This window comes from Akkermansia sp. N21116, from assembly GCF_029854705.2.
GTDB lineage: Bacteria > Verrucomicrobiota > Verrucomicrobiia > Verrucomicrobiales > Akkermansiaceae > Akkermansia.
On the sequence record NZ_CP139035.1, the window covers coordinates 2,420,838 to 2,442,374 of the forward strand.

The following is a 21,537-nucleotide window of genomic DNA, read 5'->3' on the forward strand; positions in this document are numbered from 1 at the left end:
ACCTATGGCTAAATACCAATACGCTGCTCTTGACCACAAGGGCGAAACCCAGACGGGAACTCTCGAGGCCAATTCCGAAGCAGAAGCTTTGGAAAAAATCCGCGCCACAGGCCTATATCCAACGGAAATCGTTGAAGCAGGCAAAGGCAAGCTCCAGGCTACAGCCAAACCTAAAAAGTCAGGATCTAAAAAGAAGGGAGATTCAGGCAAAAAGGGCAAAACAGGCGGCAAGATCAAGACCAAAACCCTCATGATCTTCACACGCCAGCTCGCTACCCTGATTGATGCTGGCCTTCCCCTCCTCCAATCCCTTACCGTTCTCGGCAAGCAGGAAGCCAACCCAAACCTTAAGGCAACAATCAATGCTCTCGGAGATGCCGTCCAGAGTGGAGCTACTTTCTCCGAATCTCTGGCTCAGCACCCGAGGATTTTCAACAAACTTTTTGTCAATATGGTGAAGGCCGGTGAACTTGGCGGTGTGTTGGAAATCGTTTTGAACCGACTGGCCGAATATCAGGAAAAGGCTCAGAAGCTTAAGAGCAAGATCGTCTCCGCCATGGTGTATCCGACCATCGTGCTTTGCATCGCCGTCGGTATCTTGATCTTCCTCATGATGGTTATCGTGCCCAAGTTCAAAACCATGTTTGCCGATATGGGAACGGATTTGCCCGCCATCTCCCAGTTCGTCTTCGGTATCAGTGACTGGTTCATGGAACCTGCCTTCCTGCTTCCCAACGGAGCATGGCTCATCATCCTCGTACCCGTTTTCGTCGGCGTATACAGGACGCTCAGCAAATCTCCCAAGGGACGCCGCAAGATCGATGAAACCATCCTCAACATCCCGTTGATCGGCCCGATTCAACGCCGTAGCGCAGTTGCCCGTTTCGCTCGTACGCTCGGTACTCTCGTGACTTCCGGTGTACCCATCCTCCAGGCCCTGAACATCACCAAGGACACCGCAGGCAATGCCATCGTCGCCGATGCTATTGAACGCGTATATAACTCCGTCAAGGAAGGTGAATCTATCGTAACCCCGATGACATCTTCCCATATTTTCCCGCCGATGGTCATCTCCATGGTGGACGTCGGTGAAGAAACAGGTCAGCTCCCGGAAATGCTTCTGAAAGTTGCCGATGTGTATGATGATGAAGTGGATAACGCCGTCGGTGCCATGACGTCCATGATGGAACCCTTGATGATCGTCTTCCTTGCTGTCATCGTCGGTGGTATCGTGTTCGCCATGTTCCTGCCCCTCCTTCAGGTTATCGAAAAGATGGGCTAAAGAGAAAATCAGCTCATGAAACTCGGATCCTATACAACTCGCGCCCGCAGGGGGTTTTCACTCGTGGAAATCCTGACGGTGATGTTCATCATCGTCATCCTGATGACCTTCGTCGTAGCAGCCTTCGGCTGGGTCGAAACCAGCAAGCGGGAACGCACGGCGCAGGTGTTTGTCCAGCGAATCTCCTCGGCTCTTGAGGAATTCAAAATGGACAACGGATTCCTCCCCGACGGTGACGGTTCTGAAAGCAGCACCAATACGGTTTACCAAGCCCTCTTCGGCGACTACAACGAAGACGGCATTCCGGATAAAGATCCTGTAACCAAGGCTCGCCTTCCCATTTATGTGGAGGAACTCAATCCGCTCCAGCAGAACAAGAGTGAGCCTTATGTCGTCAAATTCAAAGGCAAATTCTGTCTGATGGATCCTTGGGGGGCACCCTACCGTTACCGCCTCGGTTTCCAGGAAAAAGATTCCAAGGGAGCCTTCGGCAGAGGAATCAATCCCGACTTTGACTTCTGGTCCCTGGGTCAGGACGGTCAGGGGAATCTGACGGAAAGCAATCTTGGCGTCAATGCCGATAATATCGGCAACATGTAAAGCTACCAACTTATTCAACAATTACTCAAAAAGGCTGTTCCATCATCTGGTGGAACAGCCTTTTTTATATTTTCCGAAGACGGAAAACACAGAATCATAAACATCATTCCAATTTGATGAGAACGGCGGATTATTCATCCGTTAATATTTATCTTATTTTCGTAGAAAGCTAGTACTTTAGAGTTTCTGTATTTAGTAATATATACCATATTAAACAAGTGTTTACTTATTTGATAATATCTTGATATATAATGAGTTTCCAGTTTTTGAAAGATTCTTTTTTCTCTTGAAAAACGGATGAATAATCCGCTATTATTTTTTCATGTTGACTTCATACTCTCTCAGACGTTTCCTCGCAGCACTTCTTGCTACAGGATCGCCTGTTTCTTTTGCCGTATCAACCATTGACAATATCAATCAAGCTATTCAACAGGCATCCACGGGAGAAACCGTAGATTTCCCAATTCAGGAAGATATCCTCATACCTTCTCATCAGGTCGGTGGCGATCCTTATGCCGCTCAAGAGTGGGGCGCGATCATCAATCCCGAAGGAGTCACACTTCAAATTTCCGGTCTTCAAAGCAATGGACAAAAATCGTCTTTCACCGGCGGAGAAAGAACGGAGTTCGTCGATTTGACCCGGCCTCTGCTCAACCAGAATGGAGCCGGCATGAAACTGGAAAATCTCACATTCGACAATTGCTATTACTATAGGAAAGGAAGAACGGCTCCCCTCGGTGGAGCTATCGCTAATTTCGGAGGAACGTTGGAAGTTCGTTCCTGCGATTTTAACGGCAACGGCATCAGAGGATATGACCGATTCTGCGGCGGAGGAGCTATTGCCTCGGCCTGGCCCATCCAAAATGATCCGATAAGACCCAGTACAACCCTTCTCATCGATTGCACCTTCACCGGCAATTTTGCCACAACCGATCCCGCCATTGATCACTCGGCTCAGGGTGGCGCTTTCTACAATGATGAAATATCTCCTTCCATAGTACGCCAATGCGTATTTAATAACAATTACATAATCGTCAACAAAATGGGAACGGGTAATACCTCAGGAGGAGGAGCTATTGGTGACTTTGGTCCCATGGAAATTGATGGATGTTCTTTCTCGGGCAACCATGTCGTTTCTACCGGGAATACTGCTGCCTTAAGCGCAGCCATCTACGGCGGGGCTATCTGGTCAATTTGCGATCTGAATTCCATCAATTCTCTCACCATTCGCAACTCGGTCTTCGAAAACAACTACATCCAGACTCTCTATCGCCAAGCCATGGGGGGAGCCATCTGCCTCCGGGGGACAGCTCTCAACACGATCATCGACAGTTCTTTCTTCAATAATTTCAACGCCTCTTCCAACTACTACGGTGGAGCCATCGACACTGCCGGACCTCTCAACCTGATTGCGGAAACGAAGGACGTCGTCTTCAGTGGCAACAGGCACTTCGTCACCCAAGTCGAAAACGGGCAGGCTCAAGATGGCCTTTCCAACGCCATTACAACCCGTGCCGGCGGTTTCCTCAACCTCGTCGCCGCCTCCCAGGCCAAAATCGTTTTCGACGACTCCCTGATGGCTGCCAATAATGACACGCCACTCAACATCAACCCGGATACCATCGCTCTGAACAACGAAACGAATGAAAAGGTCGACAACCCGTACTCCCATGACGGGGAAGTGCAGTTCAACGACGGCGTAACCGTCAACAACTTCACGGTCAACCTGGACAACGGTTCCCTCCGCGTCGGCGACAAGACCTTCATCAAGGGAACCGTCAACGCAAGGACGGGCACTGCCCTCCTGATCGACGGATTCACTACCATCGCCCAGGGAGAAAAGTTCGCCTTGGAAATCCTGGGACCCCCAACTCCGGGCACGGACGGAAACTACAATGTCACGGGAACGGAAGGCGAACACACCATCCGAGTCCGGATGAACGACGCCATGGTCGCCGCCACGGATACCAACCCCGTCTGGAACTTCGCCGACGGCTCCTCTCTGAATGCCGAGCCGGGCAAGCTCGTCTTCGTGCTGGACATCAGCGGCATCCAGTCCAGGCCGGAGGAACTCCACCCCTTCATCTTCTCCCACACGCTATCCACCGAAACCACCCAGGCAAGCGTGGCCGGCGCCAAACACGTCTACCTCGTCGATGACGATGGATGGTCCCTCGAATACGAACCCTATACCGCCAACGGGACGACCTACGACCGCTTCGACTTCCTGTCCGGTCAATACGGAGTGGAACTCCCCAGCCACCATCCCCATCGATCCGGAGTTCCCGGTCGACCCTGAATTCCCGGTAGATCCACCGACGCCTCCCGCTCCGGCCTGGAACGCCCCCCTCGGCGTCGGAACCGTCCAGGTCAACACGCTTTGGACCTCCGTCCGGTCTCTCTGGTCCTTCTCCGACAATGCCCGGACCAATACCCGGTACAACCTCAAGCTGGAACGCAACGTGGCCTTCTGGGTTTCCGGCATCGGCAACTACTACACCCAGGAAAACCATGACTTTTCCACGGGGTACCGCTACCGTTCCCTGGGATACGCGGCGGGCGGCGAGTACGCCTTCGCCAACAACTGGACGATGGGCATGGCCGTCGGCACCCTCTGGGGAGACCATGACGTCAACAATGGCCTGGGGCGCATCGACAAAGACACCAACATCGGCCTCCTCTACGGAACCTACGGGATGGCTCTCAACCGGCAAAATGCCTTCATCCTGGACATGCAGGCCGGCTATGCCCGCTCCAGCAACAAAGGTACAACGAGGATGCAGGCCGTATCCGAGGACAACCTGGGCGGGAAATGGACCGACCAGGCCTGGATGCTGGACGTGAAGGCGATCTGGAGCCATCAATTGAACGAAAGGCTTTTCCTGGAAACCTTCACCGGGCTCCAGTACACCTTCGCCGACCAGAACGACTACACCCTCAGCGGCGAGAAGTACCAGTACCGTCTCTCGGACGGCAGCATGAACGAGCTGCGCGCTACCGTGGGAACCGGTCTCCGTTACCGGGGTTATCTAGGAAGCAAGGCCTTCACGGCCTACGCGAAGGCGGGAGTAATCCAGGACTTGAGCCGTAAGACGCCCCGGGTCGACGTCCAGGGCAACAGCCATTTCTGGACAGCCTGCGGCAGTAAACCGGGAAGGACGTCGCTGAGCACGGCGTCGGGCATGCGTTTGCAGCTTACGGAAGGTCTGAGCGCCTCGGCGAACTACAATCTTGAAGCGGCCGAGAAGAGCCTCATGCAGACGGGAAGCGTCAGTCTCATTTACAGATTCTGAGTTTCTTCCGGATACCTCTCCGGTTCACCGGAGAACCAGGAGAGGTTCCTTGATTTTCCGTTCGAAGAGAATTGCGGTATTCTCTGAGATCCGGAAACGGGAGTAGGCTCAGGACGGTTCTCTTGCAAAACCGTAGATTGGGTCGCTTCCAAAACAAGCTCCCCCGACCTTCAGCCGAAAGTTGGGGGAGTTAATCTATTGACAATGAGGCGAATATATTTTTCATTATTCTGTTCAAGACAATGACCGAACAGTGCTTTACAATATTGAGGAAGATGGTGGTAGAAATACTTCAACCAAGAGTCGCTCCTTCTTTTTGTTGAAAGAACAATAAGCATGCCACCGTATCAACACTGAACGATTTGTCTATTTCATGAAATTTTCCATTCATGCTCTTCTCATTGCCGCCACGTGCCTGACATGCGCATGGGCATCCCCCTCCGAACTCATTCTGCGAGACAACGCCCCAGCACCGAAATGGGACCAGGGATACGGTGTTGGCAATGGCCGTGTGGCCGCCCTTGTCTACGAAGGTTTTCCCAATGCCGTCATTCTGCTGAACGAAAGCTCAATCTTCTCCAAAAAGATCTTCTCTATTCCCCCGAATGTGGACAAAGCCATCCGCGAAGCACGAGAGCTCTGCAACAAGGGAGAATACCAACAGGCCGACAAAGTCTTCAATGAACGCATTTTGACTCCACCTTCGGAAAGCGGCAGCTACCTGCCAGCCGGATTCCTGCGCATCGGCTTCCCCTCGGGAGACGCCGCTTTCGACGTATTCCGCACTCTCGACATGCGCAAAGGTGTCGCCACTAACGGATTCACCCTGCCGGACGGCACCCAGGAAATGCAGGTTCTTGCAGCTCCCAAAACGGATTGTATCGCCACCCGTATCACAACCAACTCCGGTAAGTCACTTCGTCTTTCCTTCTCGCTGGATCACCCTCAGCTTAAAGCCGATCTCGACGAAAAACGCGGAGAACTCGTCCTCAAGGGACAAGCCCCCAACGGAGGTACGCGGTATGAAACACGCGTCCGCATTCTTCCCGGCAAAGGCGTCATCCAACAGGATGGAGACAAACTGGTCGTTACCGGCGGCAATGAGCTCATCCTGCTTGCATCCACTGTCACCGATTACAACATTGATACCCCTTCCCAGCCGCTCGATATAGACCTCTCACAGGCCAACAAAGCCATTCTCGACAAAGCCAGCCAACTCGGCTGGAGCAAGCTTGCCCGGGAAGCGGAATCCTACTATGCCCCTCTCATGGATCGTTGCAGCATCGACATCGGCGACAGTCCTGACGAAGTACGTGCCATGACCACTCCGGAACGCATCAAACGCATCAAGAAAGGGGAAAAGGATCCCGATCTCGTCGAACAACTCTTCCAATTCGGACGTTACTGCGTGATCTCCAATTCCCGTCCCGGCGGTCTCCCCAGCACCTTGCAGGGCCTCTGGAACCCCTCGATGAATCCCCCCTGGCAATCATGTTACTTCCTCAACATCAACTGTCAGATGAACTACTGGCCTGTTGAGACAACCAACCTAGGAGAATTCCACATCCCCTTCACCGACTTCGTCAACGGCCTCCTGCCCGGAGGACAAAAACTGGCAAAAACGCTCGGTTACCCCGGATTCTGTCTGGCTCACAACACGGACTGCTGGCGTGAGTCGTACTTCCGTCACAGGGTCATTACGGCGGCTCCGGCTCTTCTCAACGGCGCTTGGGCAACCAGCCACATTCTGGAACATTACCGCTATGGAGGCGACAAGGAATACCTTGCCAAATCCCTTCCCATCCTCCGGGAAAGTGCCCGTTTCCTGCTCTCCTGGCTGCAGCCCGAACCTGAAACCGGATTGCTGATCACCGGTCCCGCCAACTCGCCCGAATGCGGTTTCATCTATACCGACAAGGAAGGCAAACAAGCTAAAGCCACCATCAGCAACGGTACTACTCACGACATACTCGTTGCCCGGGAAGCCCTCCGTAACTACCTGGAAGCCTGTGAGGAACTCGGAAAAACCAACGACGAACTCTACACACAAGTCAGGACAACCCTGCCTCGTGTCGCCATCCCGGCCATCGCCCCGGACGGACGCCTGGAGGAATGGCGCCGTGGACAAACGATTCAGGATCCCGGACACCGCCATCTCAACCACTGCTACGGTATCTTCCCCGGCAATGAATTCGACGTCTTCAACACGCCGGACTACGCCAATGCCGTCCGCAAGTCCATCGACTACCGCTGTTCGCACGGTGGAGGCCAGACAGGCTGGAGCGCCTCCTGGCTCATCAACCTCTATGCTTCCCTCCGGGATGGAGAAAAAGCAGCCGAATACATCGACAAACTGCTGAGAACACGTATCGGAGTCAACCTCTTCGACATGCATCCCCCATTCCAGATCGACGGAAACTTCGGCATGACGGCCGGCCTCGCCCAATGCATGCTCCAAAGCCAGATTGTCAAAAACGGCAAACGCGTCATCAGCATTGCACCCGCCCTCTCCAAAGATTGGAAGGAAGGCTCGGTCACTGGTCTCAGAGCCCGCGGAGGCATCAACGTAGACATTCATTGGACGGATAAGGAAATCACCGCCGACATCCGTGCCACGCGCCCCGGAACCTTCCTTCTGGAATACAATGGTCAATTCCTTAATACCAGCATGAAGCAGGGAGAATCCCGCCAGGTCACATTCCCTCGGATTCGGCAATAATCCCAATAACCCCGTCTATCCCCCCATACAACTCCGTCTATCCGGCAACTATACTGGATGGACGGAGTTTTTTATTGCCGTCTACTCCCTGTTTGTCGAAACCAGCCCCAATATCGTTCTACTGGGGTACTCACAGGTAAATTCCAACCTCTTCTCCCCAAATTTACCTCTGTTCCCAATGCTCCATGGCTGGATTCCGGAATTCTGAAAGTAAATCCTCTTCCATTACTTTACCTTCGCATGCACCGTATCCAGCAACACGCCGGTATCAGGATGGGTTCCCGTGCTAATGAAATGAATGTAGCTCACTCCATTGGGAGACGGAGTCGACATATTCAGATTTCCTACCTTCACGCCATCCAGAAAAACCAGGGCGGCTTTATTCTTCCAGGCAATTGTCGCTTCATGCCAGGAGTCGGTCTTAAAAGGTACCTTCTTCATCCCAATCGACAGGTGGGGAGAAGGAGACAAGCGTATGGGAAACGTGAACAAGGCATAATCCTTCGCCGTTGTATCGCACGCGTTGAACAGACGGTCCATCAGGGAAACCTGCAAGCCGGAATCATCTGTCTGTCCTCCGGATGGCACGCGGAACCGGAACTTCACGATTCCTGTCGTTCCATTGGGGAAATTCCAGGCTGCTCCGCCGTTTTGATAATCCACCTTCGCTTTCTCATTAACAAGAGAGGAATCATCCAGACGACGAATTTGCAACACGCGGCGTGATGCATCATCCGGATCCTCCACCAGTATCGCACCCTGCTTGCGATTATAGCTGCAATGTCCCCTCTTCTGCGGAATGTAGGTATGAACAGTCCACTGTGCATCCAGATCCTTTCCGGTTTGGGTACTCCGTTCTTTCCCTGCCACCCATCGGCGATCTACAATAACCAGCTTTCTGTGATTCTTATGCTGTCCGAGGGAGACAAGCATGCGGTTCTTATCCAGTTGCACCAGTTCACTCTGATGCTTGCCCCTGTCTTCCGGACCGTTCAATGTCGCATATTCCGGGTGATTCCGTAATTCGTCCAAGATAATTTCACGGAAACCGTACCACGATTTACCCTCGTCATCGGACATGGCAATGTGGTGGGAATCCCGGTTGGTAAAAACATCTTCCCACTGCCCGTTCCCCGCCTCGGCATTCTCAGGCAGAGCCATGGTATTAGTCCAAAGGGAAACGATAGTTCCGTCATTCAGGCGAGCCAGAGTATTCATCGTCAATGTTCCGAAAAAACGGGAAGGTTCTGCCTTGCTCCACGTATCCCCTCCATCCTTGGAAAAAGACTGCCACGCCTGATCCTGGGATGTTCTGACAAGAGCCCACAACATACCGTTTTTCATTTCCAGAACCGTAGCTTCCACCGCATTGTTATACCACCGGGTACCCTGGTGCGGGGGCTTTACGTCGTGCCGTGGAGACGTAATGGCATCCTTGGACACCTTCCACGTCAATCCTCCGTCGTCGGAAATATGAAACCGGGTTCCATTAGCCATGACATGAAACGGGATGAGAATCCTTTTCCCCTTATTGATAAACAGGGGCGTTCGCATGATTCCTCCCAGTTTTTTCAAATTCTTCCTCTTCTCCGGATCCTTCCAGTCAGCTTCCAGCTTCCCATCATTCGTTACAGCCAGCCATGTCCCGTCCAAACCACCCCGGGAGATAAAGATGAAACCACCGATCGGCTGAACACGAATCCACTCCCCTGTCGCAGGATTCCGGGAAAAAGCCGGAGATTCCTTGGGAATCCCCCCGAAATTGGGAGGATAGGAATCCGAAGTATTCCGCATCTCCCAAGTACTCCCGTTGTCCAGGCTCACAAGATAATCGGGAGCATTCCGCGTCCCGGAATAGTGACGGATCTCTTTCTGACTGACACGCACCAAACCTCGTCCGGCATCGGATGGAGGCGTTGCGACAACTATTGGTTCCAATCCGGCAGCCGCAGGACGTTGAGCCTCGCAAAAACCCGGAAAACAGGCAATCAATATCAGGGGGAGTACTTTCATACGGGACATATATGGTAAAAAACAGAATTCCGGCAGACAAGAAGAATTCGAAGACGAAGGAATTTACTCATTGTCTTTATCAAAAAATCAAGGATGATTGATTATCATGAAAGATCCCGAACAAACAATCGGAAACATGATCGATAAACAGGGTGTCGCTTTCATTGCTTCCATTGATGAAAACGGTTTCCCCAACGCGAAAGCCATGCTTCCCCCCAGAAAAAGAGAGGGAATCAAAAAATTCTATTTCACGACGAACACTTCGTCCATGAGAGTCGCCCAATACAAGAAAAATCCCAAAGCCTGCATATATTTCTGCGACAGACGCTTCTTCCGCGGTGTCATGCTGGTTGGAACAATGAATGTGCTCGAAGACCAAGTCAGCAAGAAAATGATCTGGCAGGATGGAGACACCATGTATTATCCCGGAGGAGTAACGGATCCGGATTACTGTGTCCTATGTTTCACTGCACAATCGGGACGATACTATGCCAATTTCAAATCGGAAGATTTCAAGATTATTTAACTGCTTTTATATGAAAACAAATTTTGATCTCCGGACCGTTATCCTTCATAGAATGAAACTTCAATTCGTACACTCTCCCATCCTGCTGATACTAGCGCTTGCCCTCACGGCCTGCGATGAAAACAAAGAACAACTCCACGACACCATCAAGGAACTGAAAAGCCAGCCCGCCACTCGCCAGCTCGGCTTCCAGCTCAACAGGTTCCAGCGCGGAGAAACTGGTATCAATGCGTACTTCAACAACAAAACCGCACTGAACCTTGCTACGGAACTAGGTGAATACGAGACCGTTGCCCTCCTGTTGAAAATGGGGGCGGATCCCAATCTGAAAGATCATTCCGAGGAAGAAGCTACCTTCCCGCTGTGGACAGCGCTCGGAAAACAGAATTGGGAAATCGTGCGCCTGTTACTTGCCGCCGGGGCCGACCCCAATGCCAAGGTAGAAGCAGGGGAAGAATGGACCTCCGTTGTATCCCGAGTTGTGGAATCAGAAAACAATGAAATCGCCCGGCTCTTCTTCGACAAGGGAGCAAGTCCCGAGGCATACAACAGCGATGGAGAAACCCCTCTCATGATGTTCGCCGATAATAACAATGTCCAAATGACACGCTACCTCCTCTCCAAATATGGCAATACCCTGCTCGAAGGCAAAGCCGGTCAGTATGCATTGCAAAATGCCATCACCAGCTATTCCTTCGATGTTGCCGGAATCCTCCTCAGCCAAGGAGCCGACGCTACCCTCAAGGACCAAGAGGGGAATACTCTCCTCCATCATCTGTTCAAAACAGGTAATATATACATGCAGGCAAACGGGAAACACCAGGCACAAGAATTGATCCACCAGATTGATCTGCTCCTGCAACACGGAGTCGACATCAACGCCGTCAATCAAGATGGGCTCTCCGCCTTGCATTATCTCGGTCAAAAAATTCGAAACGCCCAAAACAGGGATGCCGTCACTCAAATAGCTCTATTCATGATTAAAAAAGGAGCCGACTTGTTCGCCAAAACACCTAATGGAGTAACGGCAAGCGACATGTTCCTGAACTTCAAGGATAACGACGAACTCATCCGATTGATCGAAACCCGGATGAAAGAAAGAACGCAACAAAAGCCAGTTAATTCCGAATCCTGACCACCAGTATTTTCCAACGTCTTCCCAACGTCCCCCTGCATCCGTCTATCCGGAATACCCGGTAAATCCAAGCACCAGCTTCTTTTTTCGGGGCTTCGCCCGTGGCAATTTACAAGCTTGTCACGAATCATAGTCTGGGCTAACATCCTCGCGCCCTCATGAAGACTTATATCCTGCGACGCCTCCTGCTCATGCCCTTCACATTGCTTGGCGTCACCTTCATTGTCTTCTGTATCACGCGTTTTGTCCCCGGCGGGCCGGTAGAGCAAATGATGCAGCAACAGGCCATGAGCGCCCTCTCCGGTAAAAAAGCCGGAGGCCAGCAAAGCAACACCTCCATCAGCGAGGCGGACATGGAAAAACTGGAGGAACAATTCGGGCTTCAGGAACCTATCCTCGTCGCCTATGCCCAATGGCTGGGCATCCTGCCCCGGAAAATTGAGATTGCCAAGGAAGACTTCCTTTCCCATCCCACACCGGCAGATGATACTCCGGATCCAGCTTACGGAGGCAGCTCCCGCCTGCATACGCGCGTCCTCGTCCCTGAAACGGGAGAAGAAATCATCGTCACTCGCACGTCTCCCGACAGTGAAACCGTCAAAGATGCCTTCTTTGCCGGAAACCATGCTCGCAAAGCAGCCGACGAAGGCTGGAACATCATCCTGGAATCCCCCCGGCACCGCGCCGAACGCTGGGCGCAACGCATGAGGGAAAGCGACCAGAACGTCATCGACGACAAGGCCGGAACTTATGCCTGGCGTGCTGAAATCTATAAAAACCGTTTCGATGGCCTGCTTCAGGGAACCCTGGGCAATTCTTTCAAATACAATGAGCCTGTCTGGGACATGATCAAGGAGCGCATACCCATTTCTCTCTACTTCGGCATTCTCAGCGCTATTCTGACTTATTCCGTCTGTATCCCTCTGGGCATCTTCAAGGCTATTCACCACCGCTCCCTGGCAGACAATCTTTCTTCCGTCCTGATCTTCCTCGGATATTCCGTTCCGGGATTCGCTCTGGGAGCCCTCCTCGTCGTATACCTGGGAGCCCGCCTGGAATGGTTCCCCCTGTGCGGACTGACCTCCCCGGACTTCAACCAGATGGACCTCGCCGGACAAATCAAGGATCTGGCGCACCACACCGTTCTTCCTCTGCTCTGCTACGTCGTCGGTTCGTTTGCCGTCACTACCATGATGATGAAAAACAACCTCATGGACAATCTCTCGGCAGACTACGTCCGCACCGCCATGGCCAAAGGCGTCAGCTTCAAAGGAGCGGTATACAAACACGCCTTTCGCAACTCCTTTATCCCGATAGCCACCACTCTGGGCAGCCTCATCAGCGTCATCGTCGCAGGTTCCATGCTCGTAGAACGCGTCTTCGATATTCAAGGCTTCGGCATGTTGAGCTACCAAGCCCTGATGGACAAGGATTACTCGCTTATCATGGGCACTCTGCTTCTCACCTCCTTCCTGATGGTACTGGGCAACCTGCTCTCGGACATCATCGTCGCCGCCGTCGATCCCCGCGTCAAATTCGAATAACTCCCCCATGGTTCGCAAGATTGCCTTCATCCTCATCGTCTGTGCCATTCTCTCCGCAGTGGGAGAATACTTCGGGCTTCTGATCCCTACACTAAGCTGGCCTTTCACCGTTGCCCGGGAGATGTCCATCCTGCAATGGCACTGCGGTATGCCGGACAGTGCCAATCCCTTCCTGTACCAAGGCAGCTTCCTGTGGTTCGGATGGGTCTGTTCGCTTGTCCTGTTCCTCATCGGCCTCTGGCTTTACCGCCAGCCGAAGCACCGTTTCCAGCCCACTCCCATCACCGCCCGGCGGCTAGCCCGTTTCAAAACAATCCGCCGCGGTCACATCTCGTTGATGATCCTCGTCACCATGGTTCTCCTGGCTTGCATGGACCAGTGCCTCGTCGGCAAACGAGCACTTTTTGTTCTTTACGACGGTCATCCCTATTTCCCGGCACTCGTCCGTTCACCGTACAACGGAGCTACCTTCGGAGAGAACGGCGACAGTGCCGAAGCCGAAGCCGACTACCGTAAGCTGAAACGCGAATCCGGCCAGCCTGGACGACCTTCGTGCGTCATCATGCCCCTTGTTCCCTACGATCCCACGGGAGACTCCGCCAACCCTGCCACGGAACTCTTGGAAATTTCCCCGGACGGCCTCGTTCTGAATCCCGACACTCACAAACCGTACTCCGGTCTCGCCGCCCGCCTTTACAACGAAGAAGAAGCCCTGCCCCACATCCGCTACTGCTACCGGCAGGGAAAATTGGAAAAAGGCACCATTGGCTGGCTGCCCGACAGAAGTGAAGTCTATTCCGCCACCTACGAAAACAATAAACTCGTCTCGGAACAATACACGGGTCCCGGGACCAGGGAAGAATTTCTGAAAGGAAGCGACCCCGGCAAAATCTACATGATTTACTACCATCCCGCTCCTCCCTTGAAGAGCGGACACCTCCTCGGTACCAACACTCAGGGAGCGGATATCCTCGCCTACCTCTACGGAGGTCTCCAGGTCAACATCAAAGCGGCATTGTTCTACCTGCCCTTCGTCTATTTCATCGGCATTACCTTCGGCATGCTCATGGGATACTTTGGAGGCAAATTCGACATCACATTCCAACGCCTGATCGAAATCCTCTCCCAAGTCCCCTTCCTCTTCATCATCATGATCATCTCAGACATGGTGCCGTTGGAAATGAAAGGCATGTTCCTCATTCTCGGTCTGCTCATCATGTTCGGATGGATGGAAATGACCTATCAACTCCGTACCTCCACGATGAAGGAAAAATCGCGGGACTACGTCTCTGCCGCCCGCGTGCTCGGAGCCTCCACTGCCCGCATCCTCTTCATCCACATCCTCCCCAACCTGGTCGCCATCCTCGTCACACTCGTACCTTTCAGTGTTTCGGCCCTGATCCTGGCTCTTGCATCTCTGGACTACCTCGGTTTCGGCTTGCCGGATACGTATGCCAGCTGGGGCCGGCTCCTCAACGACGGACTTTCCAACCTGTCCGCTCCCTGGGTCGTTACCTCCGCTTTCGTTGCCCTGGTCAGTATTCTCCTGCTCGTCACCTTCATCGGAGAAGCCATCAGGGAAGCCTTCGACCCAAAGAAATTCACCACCTACAAATAAAGGAAACGCCGTCCCCCTCCATGGTTCAAATCTCCCTTACCATTCGCCTGTTGCTGATATCCCTGACCGCTTTGTTTCTGTTGTCGGGCTGCACCGACAACTCCCGTTCCCGGGGCGTCGGCTGGCATTCTACTGTCCCGGAAGGAACCATGCCGCATGGATTCGACACATTCATCCCCCGATGGAACAAGAAAGTCGATAAATGGCTCCGTACAGAAGTAGAATCGCTCGAAAAGGAAGTCAACTCACTCCGTAACACCTACTTCCACACCCAGGACACCAAGGAAAGGGAATCCATTCAAAGCCGTCTCGTCGCCAAAACTTCTCAATTGGAGATCATGAGGCAACGCCTGTCGGAAGGCGACTTCATCCGAATACGGAAAGGGGAAGAGCTCCCCACGGAACTCGTCTGGGAAGACGGCATGGACGAACCTGAAATCGGCGATCCGAACGCCAAAAAAGGAGGTTCCATCCGCTTGTGGGAAGCAGGTTCGTTTCCGGACACCTTCCGTCCGATCGGGCCCAACAGCAACAATTCCTTCCGCGGCAGGCTCTACGATGAAATCGACATGGGCTTGATCAACATCCATCCTGCAACCGGCCGGGTCATTCCCTCCCTCTCGGACCGTTGGGCAGTCGGGACAGACGGACGGACGGTCTATTTCCACCTCGATCCCGCCGCTTCCTATTCCGACGGAGCCAAGGTAAGAGCTATCGACTTCATCGTCAACATGTTCGTGCGGACCTCGGATTATACCAAGGACATTCTCTACGAAACCATGTACAAAGAGGAAGTCTCCCACGTCACTCTCTATGGTGACGATATCATCGCCGTCACCCTCCCGGAAGCTCGTCCTCTCCTGCCATTTTATTGCACGATATTCACCCCGGCACCACCTCATTTCTACAGCGAATTCGGTCCCAACTACGTAGAAAAATACCAGTGGCGCGTCCCACCCACGACAGGTGCCTACACCATCAGTCCGGAGGACATGATCCGCGGGCGCCAGATTACCCTCAAGAGGGTCGACAATTGGTGGGCTCGCGATAAAAAGTACACAAAAAATACCTTCAATGTCGACCGCATCGTGTACAATTTCATCGCGGAAGAATCCAAGGCTCTGGAACTCTTCCGCATCGGTGAACTCGACATCATGTTCATGAACAAGCCAGAACTTTGGCACGAACGCATGGAAATCCCCGAAGTCCACAACGGCTACATCCAGCGCGCCACCTTCTTCACCATCTATCCGAGGCCACCCTTCGGCATTTTCCTCAACACGGCCCGTCCTCCGTTCAACGATAAAAACATCCGCCTCGGATTCCACCACGCACTCAATATTCAGAAAATCATCGATATCAACTTCCGCGGCGACTACCAGAGGCTCGGTTCCATCGCCTCCGGCTACGGCAGGTACACTGACGCATCGATCAAAGCCCGCGAATTCTCCCCTGAAAAAGCGCGTCAATACTTCTCCGCCGCCGGTTTCACCATCACCTGCCCCGACGGAATCCTCCGAAAACCGGACGGTACGCGCCTGACGGCCGAAGTCACCTTCCCTAACGCCTCCACCTCCTTGGCCACTATCATGAGCCAGCTCAAGGAAGATGCACGTAAATGCGGATTGGATCTCCAACTCGATCCCCTGGACTCCATGGTCAACTTCCGCAAGCTTATGGAAAAACGCCACCAAGCATGTTTCATGGCCTGGGGATTTACGCCTCCGCATCCCACCCTGGCACAGTGCTTCCATTCGTCCTATGCCTATGATACAAAAGGCAATACAATCCCTTACACCAACAACATCAACTCATACGCCAACCCGGAAATGGATCGCCTGCTCGATGCGGAGAAACACGTCCATACCGAAGCTGAACTGGAACAAAACGCCCATGCTATCCAGCGCATGGTCCACGACGAAGGACTCTGGGTACCGGGATGGACCACGGAATTCGCCCGTCTTTGCTACTGGAGGTGGGTCCGCTGGCCCAATAGCAAAACGACCCAGTTTTGCTATCCCCTCATTTTCGAACCCACGGAAAGCCATCTCTACTGGGTTGACGAAGACTTGGAGAAAGAAACCCTCAATGCCAAACACAAAGGCATCACGTTTCCGGAAGTCGATGCCGTGTACGACCAATACCGCTATCAAACCAGCCTACCCGATGCCGAAAGAAATACGGAGGACAATGCCCTTCCCTCCGTCCCGGCAGTACCGGAAGCCGTGCCAGTTCCTCAGGTTCCCCCCGCATCCCCCCCCAGCCAACCAGACAAGCCATGATTGTTGAAAACCTCCTCGAAGTCCGCAACCTCAGTACGGCATTCGACACGGAAGCCGGCCTGCTCCGAGCTGTGGACGGTGTCTGCTTTGATGTTCCCCGTAGTTCATGCGTCGGCATTGTCGGAGAATCCGGTTGCGGCAAAAGTGTCACCGCCATGTCCATCATCCGCCTCCTGCCTCAGCCCATGGGCAAAATCGTCGGCGGTGAAATTATCTTCAAAGGACAGGATCTCGTCACTGCCTCCGTCGATGACATGTATTCAATCCGGGGCAAAGATATCGGAGTCATCTTCCAGGAGCCTATGACAGCTCTCAACCCCGTTCACACCATCGGCAAACAGATCGGAGAGTCCCTGATGCTCCACCGTGGTTTCAACGCCAGAGAGGCCCGCCAGGCAGCCATTGAACTACTTCGCAAAGTACGTATTCCCGCCCCGGAATCGCGAGTCGATGAATTTCCCCATCAAATGTCCGGCGGCATGAGACAGAGAGTTGTCGTCGCCATCGCTCTGGCGTGTCACCCCGACCTCATCATTGCCGACGAACCGACAACGGCTCTTGACGTCACTGTTCAGGCTCAAATTCTCAACCTTCTCCAGGAACTGAGGGAAGAAATGAACGCTTCATCCATCCTCATCACCCACGACCTCGGAGTTATCGCCCAATCCTGCGACTCCGTCGTCGTCATGTACGCCGGACGCGTTGTGGAACGTGCTCCCGTCCGGGAACTCTTTGCCAATCCCATGCACGCCTACACCCGCGGTCTCTTGGAATCCATCCCGCGCCTGACCTCAGTTCCCAAGAGTTACCTGCCCACCATCCCCGGCCAGGTAGCCCCTATCAGCGAATATGTCAATGGCTGCCGCTTCTGCCAACGCATGGGCATCCCTGTGGAAGAACTGACGGAACGCCCCCGTCTGATAGAAGTCGCACCCGGTCACTGGGTGGAAGACTGCCCCCGCTGCCGGAGTTTCCGCTAATACTCTCCCCCTTTCGTCTACATCCCACTAGTTTTCTCATCCATGTCTGAACCACTTCTGGAAGCCAAAAACCTCAAAATGTACTTTCCCATCCGCAAAGGCGTCTTCATGCGCCGCGCCGGGTGGGTCAAAGCAGTTGACGACGTTTCCCTGACCATCCGGCAGGGAGAAACGCTCGGACTTGTCGGAGAATCCGGCTGTGGCAAATCCACCATGGGTAAATGCCTGATTCGCCTCCTTGCCCCTACATCCGGCCACATCTACTTCCGAGGACAGGATATCTCGAAAATCTCCCAACGCAGAATGCGCCCCCTGCGTTCCCACATTCAGATGGTCTTCCAGGATCCGGCGGAATCCCTCAACCAGCGCCTCTCCATCGGCCAGATCATTGCCGAACCCTACGTCATCCACGGACTCGGTTCAGCCATCCAGCGCCGGGAATGGGTGCTGGGGCTGCTGGATCGCGTCGGCCTGCCTGCCAGCGCCATCGACCGCTTCCCGTTCGAATTCTCCGGGGGACAGCGGCAACGCATCGGCATCGCCCGGGCTCTAACGCTCAACCCCAGTCTGATCATCCTCGACGAACCCGTCTCCGCCCTCGACGTCTCTATCCAGTCGCAGGTCCTCAACCTCCTTCTGGAACTTCAGGAAGAGCGCAAACTCTCCTACCTCTTCATCGCGCATGACCTCGCCGTCGTCAAACACGTCTCTGACCGCGTCGCCGTCATGTACCTTGGTAAAATCGTGGAAGAAGCCGATGCTGAAACAATCTACAAAAACCCGCGCCACGCCTACACCAAAGCCCTCCTCTCCGCGATTCCCGAACCTGATCCCCTTCATAGGAATGAACACGAACCTCTGCCCGGCGATGTTCCCTCCCCCATTGATCCACCTTTGGGCTCGGCCTTCGGCCATCGCATCAACCATCCCGGCTACGCGGACACGATCGGTCTCAACCTCACTCCTCTGGAAATCGAGTCCGGCCACCGCGTCGCGCCCGATCCCTGTTCCCTGTCCCCGGAAGACCTTCAGATGATCAGAGAACGCAACCGTTCCCCCCAAACCATCCGACGGTAAACACACATTCCCCCATCCCATGGAACAATACCTGCAAGATTCCGAAATTTTTCCCCGTAATATGTTTGGGAACATAAGGGGAGGTATTATCATGAAATTCATTCTTTTCTTCATTTTGCTATTATCCATCCACACGGGATGGGCTGCCCCCATGCCCATGCCGCCCTCTAACGACGGGCAGCCTCATACATTCTCGATGGACGAGGAAAACTTCCTCATGGACGGTAAACCCGTCAAAATAATCTCCGGGGAACTCCACTATCCGCGTGTCCCCCGCATGTACTGGAAAGACCGCCTCCAGCGCATGAAAGCCATGGGCATCAACACTATTAGTACCTACATATTCTGGAATGCCCACGAACAGCAACCCGGACAATGGGACTTCTCGGGAAATCTCGACTTTATCGAATTCATCAAGGAAGCCCGCAGTGAAGGCCTCTGGGTAATCGTCCGCCCCGGCCCCTACATTTGCGGAGAATGGGAACTGGGAGGACTTCCGGCATGGCTTCTGAAAACACCTGCCGCAGCCCTCCGTTCCAGCGATCCTGCCTATCTCTCCCCGGCAATGAACTACTTGGATAAGGTCACTTCCATGCTCGCTCCGCTCCAGATCACGCAAGGAGGCCCCGTAATCATGGTACAGATCGAAAACGAATACGGCTCGTTCGGTTCCGATAAATCCTATCTGGAAAAACATCTTGAAACCGTCAAAAAGAATCTCCCAGGCATCATCCCTTTTACCTCGGATACCTCTGTCGAATGGAGCCTCAAATACGGTTCCCTACCCGATGTCCTCGCTTCCGTCACGTTCCTACACGGTGCAGACAATGCCTTTAATATCGTCCGGAAGGTCAAAGGAAAAACTCCTCAGATGAACAGCGAATTCTGGGCAGGATGGTTCGACACATGGGGTAAACCGAAATACTTCGACGCCGACACTTCCGAGTTTGAAAGAGACCTCCAATGGATGCTGGATAAAAATACATCCCCCAACATCTACATGGCCCACGGGGGAACCACCTTCGGATTCATGAACGGAGCCAATATGACGGAAACATACGCCCCCGAAGTCACTAACTACGACTACGGAGCGCCTATTGCTGAAAACGGTTTCCTCACGGAACGCTTCTTTAAAATCCGGGACATTATCCAGAAATATTACGGAGAATCGTTCAAACTTCCCGATCCCCCGGAGCAACCCGTTATGATGGACCTCCCCGAAGTCGTATTCACGGAAAAAGCCGGTATGTTCGACAACCTTCCCACGGCGATTGCTTCCCAACAGCCCCAATCTATGGAAGACGTCGGACAAAACTACGGTTTTATCCTCTACCGTACCAAAGTCAAAGGCCCCGGTGAAGGCCAGCTCAATTTCCCACACATGCAGGATCGCGCCTCCATCTACATCGACGGCAAACAGATTGCCATCCTCGATAGGCGCTTCAAACAAAACTCCTGCCAGCTCTCCGTTCCGGATGGAGAACATACGCTCGACATCCTCGTCGAAAACATGGGACGCATCAACTATGGCCGACCCATGCTGACAGAACGTAAAGGAATCGCCGCACCTGTCACATGGAATGATAAAGAAGTAAAAAACTTTGAAATTTACTCCCTTCCCTGCCCTACCGAAGCCATCCGGCAACTCCGGTTTTCCGACAAAGCGCCTGCGGGCGACCAACCCGTCTTCCATCGGTCTCACTTCAAGACCGAATCTCCCAAGGATACTTATATCAATATGTACAAAGGTTGGAAAAAAGGTGTCGTCTGGGTCAACGGTCACAATCTGGGCCGTTACTGGTTCATCGGCTCTCAACAAACCCTTTATTGCCCCGCGTCCTTCCTGAAGCAGGGAGACAATGAAATCGTTGTTCTGGAACTTGACGGAGGCTTCGGTTCCGTCAAGGGCAATAAAGAGCCCCTCTACCAAGTCCGGCGCGACCCATCGATGGCCGAGTCTTCCTGCGAGGGCAAGCCCGTCACACCGTCCCGCAGCCAACGCATCTATCAGGGCACGTTTTCTCCAGGCAGTGAAGAACAGGAAATCCTGTTCAGTTCACCGGTAACAGCCAGATACATTGCTTTTAAAGCTCTTTCCTCCCACAAGGATCTTCCTTACGCCGCCATTGCCGAATTGAATCTGATTGATGCTGGAGGTGGTTTCATCAATCGCGCCCCGTGGTCCATCGTCTATGCGGACTCCCATGAAACCGTCGGGGAATCCGCCGAGGCCGACAAAATCATGGACGGTCAGCCCAACACACACTGGCATACCCAGTGGAACGGACTCGCCCCCTGCTATCCACACATGATCGTCCTTGATCTGGGGAAGGAACACACCTTGTCCGGTTTCCGTTACCTGCCTCGCCAGCATTCCACCAACGGGCGTATCAAAGACTTCGAAATTTACGCTTCCACGACACCCTTTCCTCCTGGAGAATAAAGCGCCCCGAGAATTTTTCATTCGG

14 protein-coding genes are annotated in these 21,537 nt (G+C 53.3%); 13 read left to right on the forward strand and 1 reads right to left on the reverse strand.

Annotated features, from left to right (window positions below; genetic code table 11):
* The first annotated feature begins 4 nt into the window (after window positions 1–4).
* The 5 genes from QET93_RS09370 (at window position 5) to QET93_RS09390 (ending at window position 7,894) form a co-directional block, all read left to right on the forward strand.
* Window positions 5–1,282, forward strand: a complete 1,278-nt coding sequence (locus QET93_RS09370; protein WP_280126352.1) for a type II secretion system F family protein — start codon at window positions 5–7, stop codon at window positions 1,280–1,282.
* Between the two features lie 15 nt (window positions 1,283–1,297).
* Window positions 1,298–1,882: a prepilin-type N-terminal cleavage/methylation domain-containing protein gene (locus QET93_RS09375; RefSeq protein WP_280126353.1), complete on the forward strand. Its 585-nt coding sequence runs from the start codon at window positions 1,298–1,300 to the stop codon at window positions 1,880–1,882.
* A 322-nt stretch (window positions 1,883–2,204) separates the two neighbouring features.
* Window positions 2,205–4,181 (forward strand): hypothetical protein, encoded by a 1,977-nt coding sequence (locus QET93_RS09380; RefSeq protein WP_322189960.1) that lies wholly within the window; start codon window positions 2,205–2,207, stop codon window positions 4,179–4,181.
* A 163-nt stretch (window positions 4,182–4,344) separates the two neighbouring features.
* Window positions 4,345–5,175 carry an autotransporter outer membrane beta-barrel domain-containing protein gene (locus tag QET93_RS09385; protein ID WP_322190169.1) on the forward strand — a complete coding sequence of 277 codons (831 nt, stop codon included), beginning with the start codon at window positions 4,345–4,347 and terminating at the stop codon, window positions 5,173–5,175.
* A 373-nt stretch (window positions 5,176–5,548) separates the two neighbouring features.
* Window positions 5,549–7,894 (forward strand): glycoside hydrolase N-terminal domain-containing protein, encoded by a 2,346-nt coding sequence (locus tag QET93_RS09390; protein ID WP_280131364.1) that lies wholly within the window; start codon window positions 5,549–5,551, stop codon window positions 7,892–7,894.
* A 225-nt stretch (window positions 7,895–8,119) separates the two neighbouring features.
* Here the strand turns inward: QET93_RS09390 and QET93_RS09395 are convergent, their stop codons facing one another.
* Window positions 8,120–9,907: a sialidase family protein gene (locus QET93_RS09395; RefSeq protein WP_280131363.1), complete on the reverse strand. Its 1,788-nt coding sequence runs from the start codon at window positions 9,905–9,907 to the stop codon at window positions 8,120–8,122.
* A gap of 106 nt (window positions 9,908–10,013) precedes the next feature.
* On the opposite strand from QET93_RS09395, the gene QET93_RS09400 reads away from it, so the two are divergent.
* From QET93_RS09400 to QET93_RS09435, 8 genes are all read left to right on the forward strand, one after another.
* On the forward strand, window positions 10,014–10,433 hold the full coding sequence (locus QET93_RS09400; RefSeq protein WP_280131362.1) for a pyridoxamine 5'-phosphate oxidase family protein: 420 nt from the start codon (window positions 10,014–10,016) through the stop codon (window positions 10,431–10,433).
* Window positions 10,434–10,485: 52 nt separating this feature from the next.
* Entirely contained in the window at window positions 10,486–11,568 is a 1,083-nt protein-coding gene (locus tag QET93_RS09405) for an ankyrin repeat domain-containing protein (RefSeq protein ID WP_280126358.1), read from the forward strand.
* 158 nt (window positions 11,569–11,726) lie between these two features.
* Window positions 11,727–13,112, forward strand: a complete 1,386-nt coding sequence (locus tag QET93_RS09410) for an ABC transporter permease (RefSeq protein ID WP_280126359.1) — start codon at window positions 11,727–11,729, stop codon at window positions 13,110–13,112.
* 7 nt (window positions 13,113–13,119) lie between these two features.
* Window positions 13,120–14,730, forward strand: coding sequence for an ABC transporter permease subunit (locus QET93_RS09415; RefSeq protein ID WP_280131361.1), 1,611 nt, complete (start codon window positions 13,120–13,122; stop codon window positions 14,728–14,730).
* 20 nt (window positions 14,731–14,750) lie between these two features.
* Window positions 14,751–17,012: an extracellular solute-binding protein gene (locus tag QET93_RS09420; protein WP_280131360.1), complete on the forward strand. Its 2,262-nt coding sequence runs from the start codon at window positions 14,751–14,753 to the stop codon at window positions 17,010–17,012.
* Complete coding sequence (locus QET93_RS09425) at window positions 17,009–17,992, forward strand: ABC transporter ATP-binding protein (protein WP_280131359.1); 984 nt, start codon at window positions 17,009–17,011, stop codon at window positions 17,990–17,992. The genes QET93_RS09420 and QET93_RS09425 overlap by 4 nt, the downstream gene beginning before the upstream one ends.
* Before the next feature lie 42 nt (window positions 17,993–18,034).
* On the forward strand, window positions 18,035–19,069 hold the full coding sequence (locus tag QET93_RS09430; protein WP_280131358.1) for an oligopeptide/dipeptide ABC transporter ATP-binding protein: 1,035 nt from the start codon (window positions 18,035–18,037) through the stop codon (window positions 19,067–19,069).
* Window positions 19,070–19,160: 91 nt separating this feature from the next.
* Complete coding sequence (locus QET93_RS09435; protein WP_280131357.1) at window positions 19,161–21,512, forward strand: beta-galactosidase; 2,352 nt, start codon at window positions 19,161–19,163, stop codon at window positions 21,510–21,512.
* Window positions 21,513–21,537: the final 25 nt, after the last annotated feature.

Bases quoted from the DNA above. Each gene is read 5' to 3' on its own strand.
- QET93_RS09390 (WP_280131364.1), top strand. From the start codon at position 5,549: ATGAAATTTTCCATTCATGCTCTTCTCATTGCCGCCACGTGCCTGACA.
- QET93_RS09395 (WP_280131363.1), bottom strand. From the start codon at position 9,907: ATGAAAGTACTCCCCCTGATATTGATTGCCTGTTTTCCGGGTTTTTGC.
- QET93_RS09420 (WP_280131360.1), top strand. From the start codon at position 14,751: ATGGTTCAAATCTCCCTTACCATTCGCCTGTTGCTGATATCCCTGACC.
- QET93_RS09430 (WP_280131358.1), top strand. From the start codon at position 18,035: ATGTCTGAACCACTTCTGGAAGCCAAAAACCTCAAAATGTACTTTCCC.
- QET93_RS09425 (WP_280131359.1), top strand. From the start codon at position 17,009: ATGATTGTTGAAAACCTCCTCGAAGTCCGCAACCTCAGTACGGCATTC.
- QET93_RS09400 (WP_280131362.1), top strand. From the start codon at position 10,014: ATGAAAGATCCCGAACAAACAATCGGAAACATGATCGATAAACAGGGT.
- QET93_RS09370 (WP_280126352.1), top strand. From the start codon at position 5: ATGGCTAAATACCAATACGCTGCTCTTGACCACAAGGGCGAAACCCAG.
- QET93_RS09405 (WP_280126358.1), top strand. From the start codon at position 10,486: ATGAAACTTCAATTCGTACACTCTCCCATCCTGCTGATACTAGCGCTT.
- QET93_RS09380 (WP_322189960.1), top strand. From the start codon at position 2,205: ATGTTGACTTCATACTCTCTCAGACGTTTCCTCGCAGCACTTCTTGCT.
- QET93_RS09410 (WP_280126359.1), top strand. From the start codon at position 11,727: ATGAAGACTTATATCCTGCGACGCCTCCTGCTCATGCCCTTCACATTG.
- QET93_RS09375 (WP_280126353.1), top strand. From the start codon at position 1,298: ATGAAACTCGGATCCTATACAACTCGCGCCCGCAGGGGGTTTTCACTC.
- QET93_RS09435 (WP_280131357.1), top strand. From the start codon at position 19,161: ATGAAATTCATTCTTTTCTTCATTTTGCTATTATCCATCCACACGGGA.
- QET93_RS09415 (WP_280131361.1), top strand. From the start codon at position 13,120: ATGGTTCGCAAGATTGCCTTCATCCTCATCGTCTGTGCCATTCTCTCC.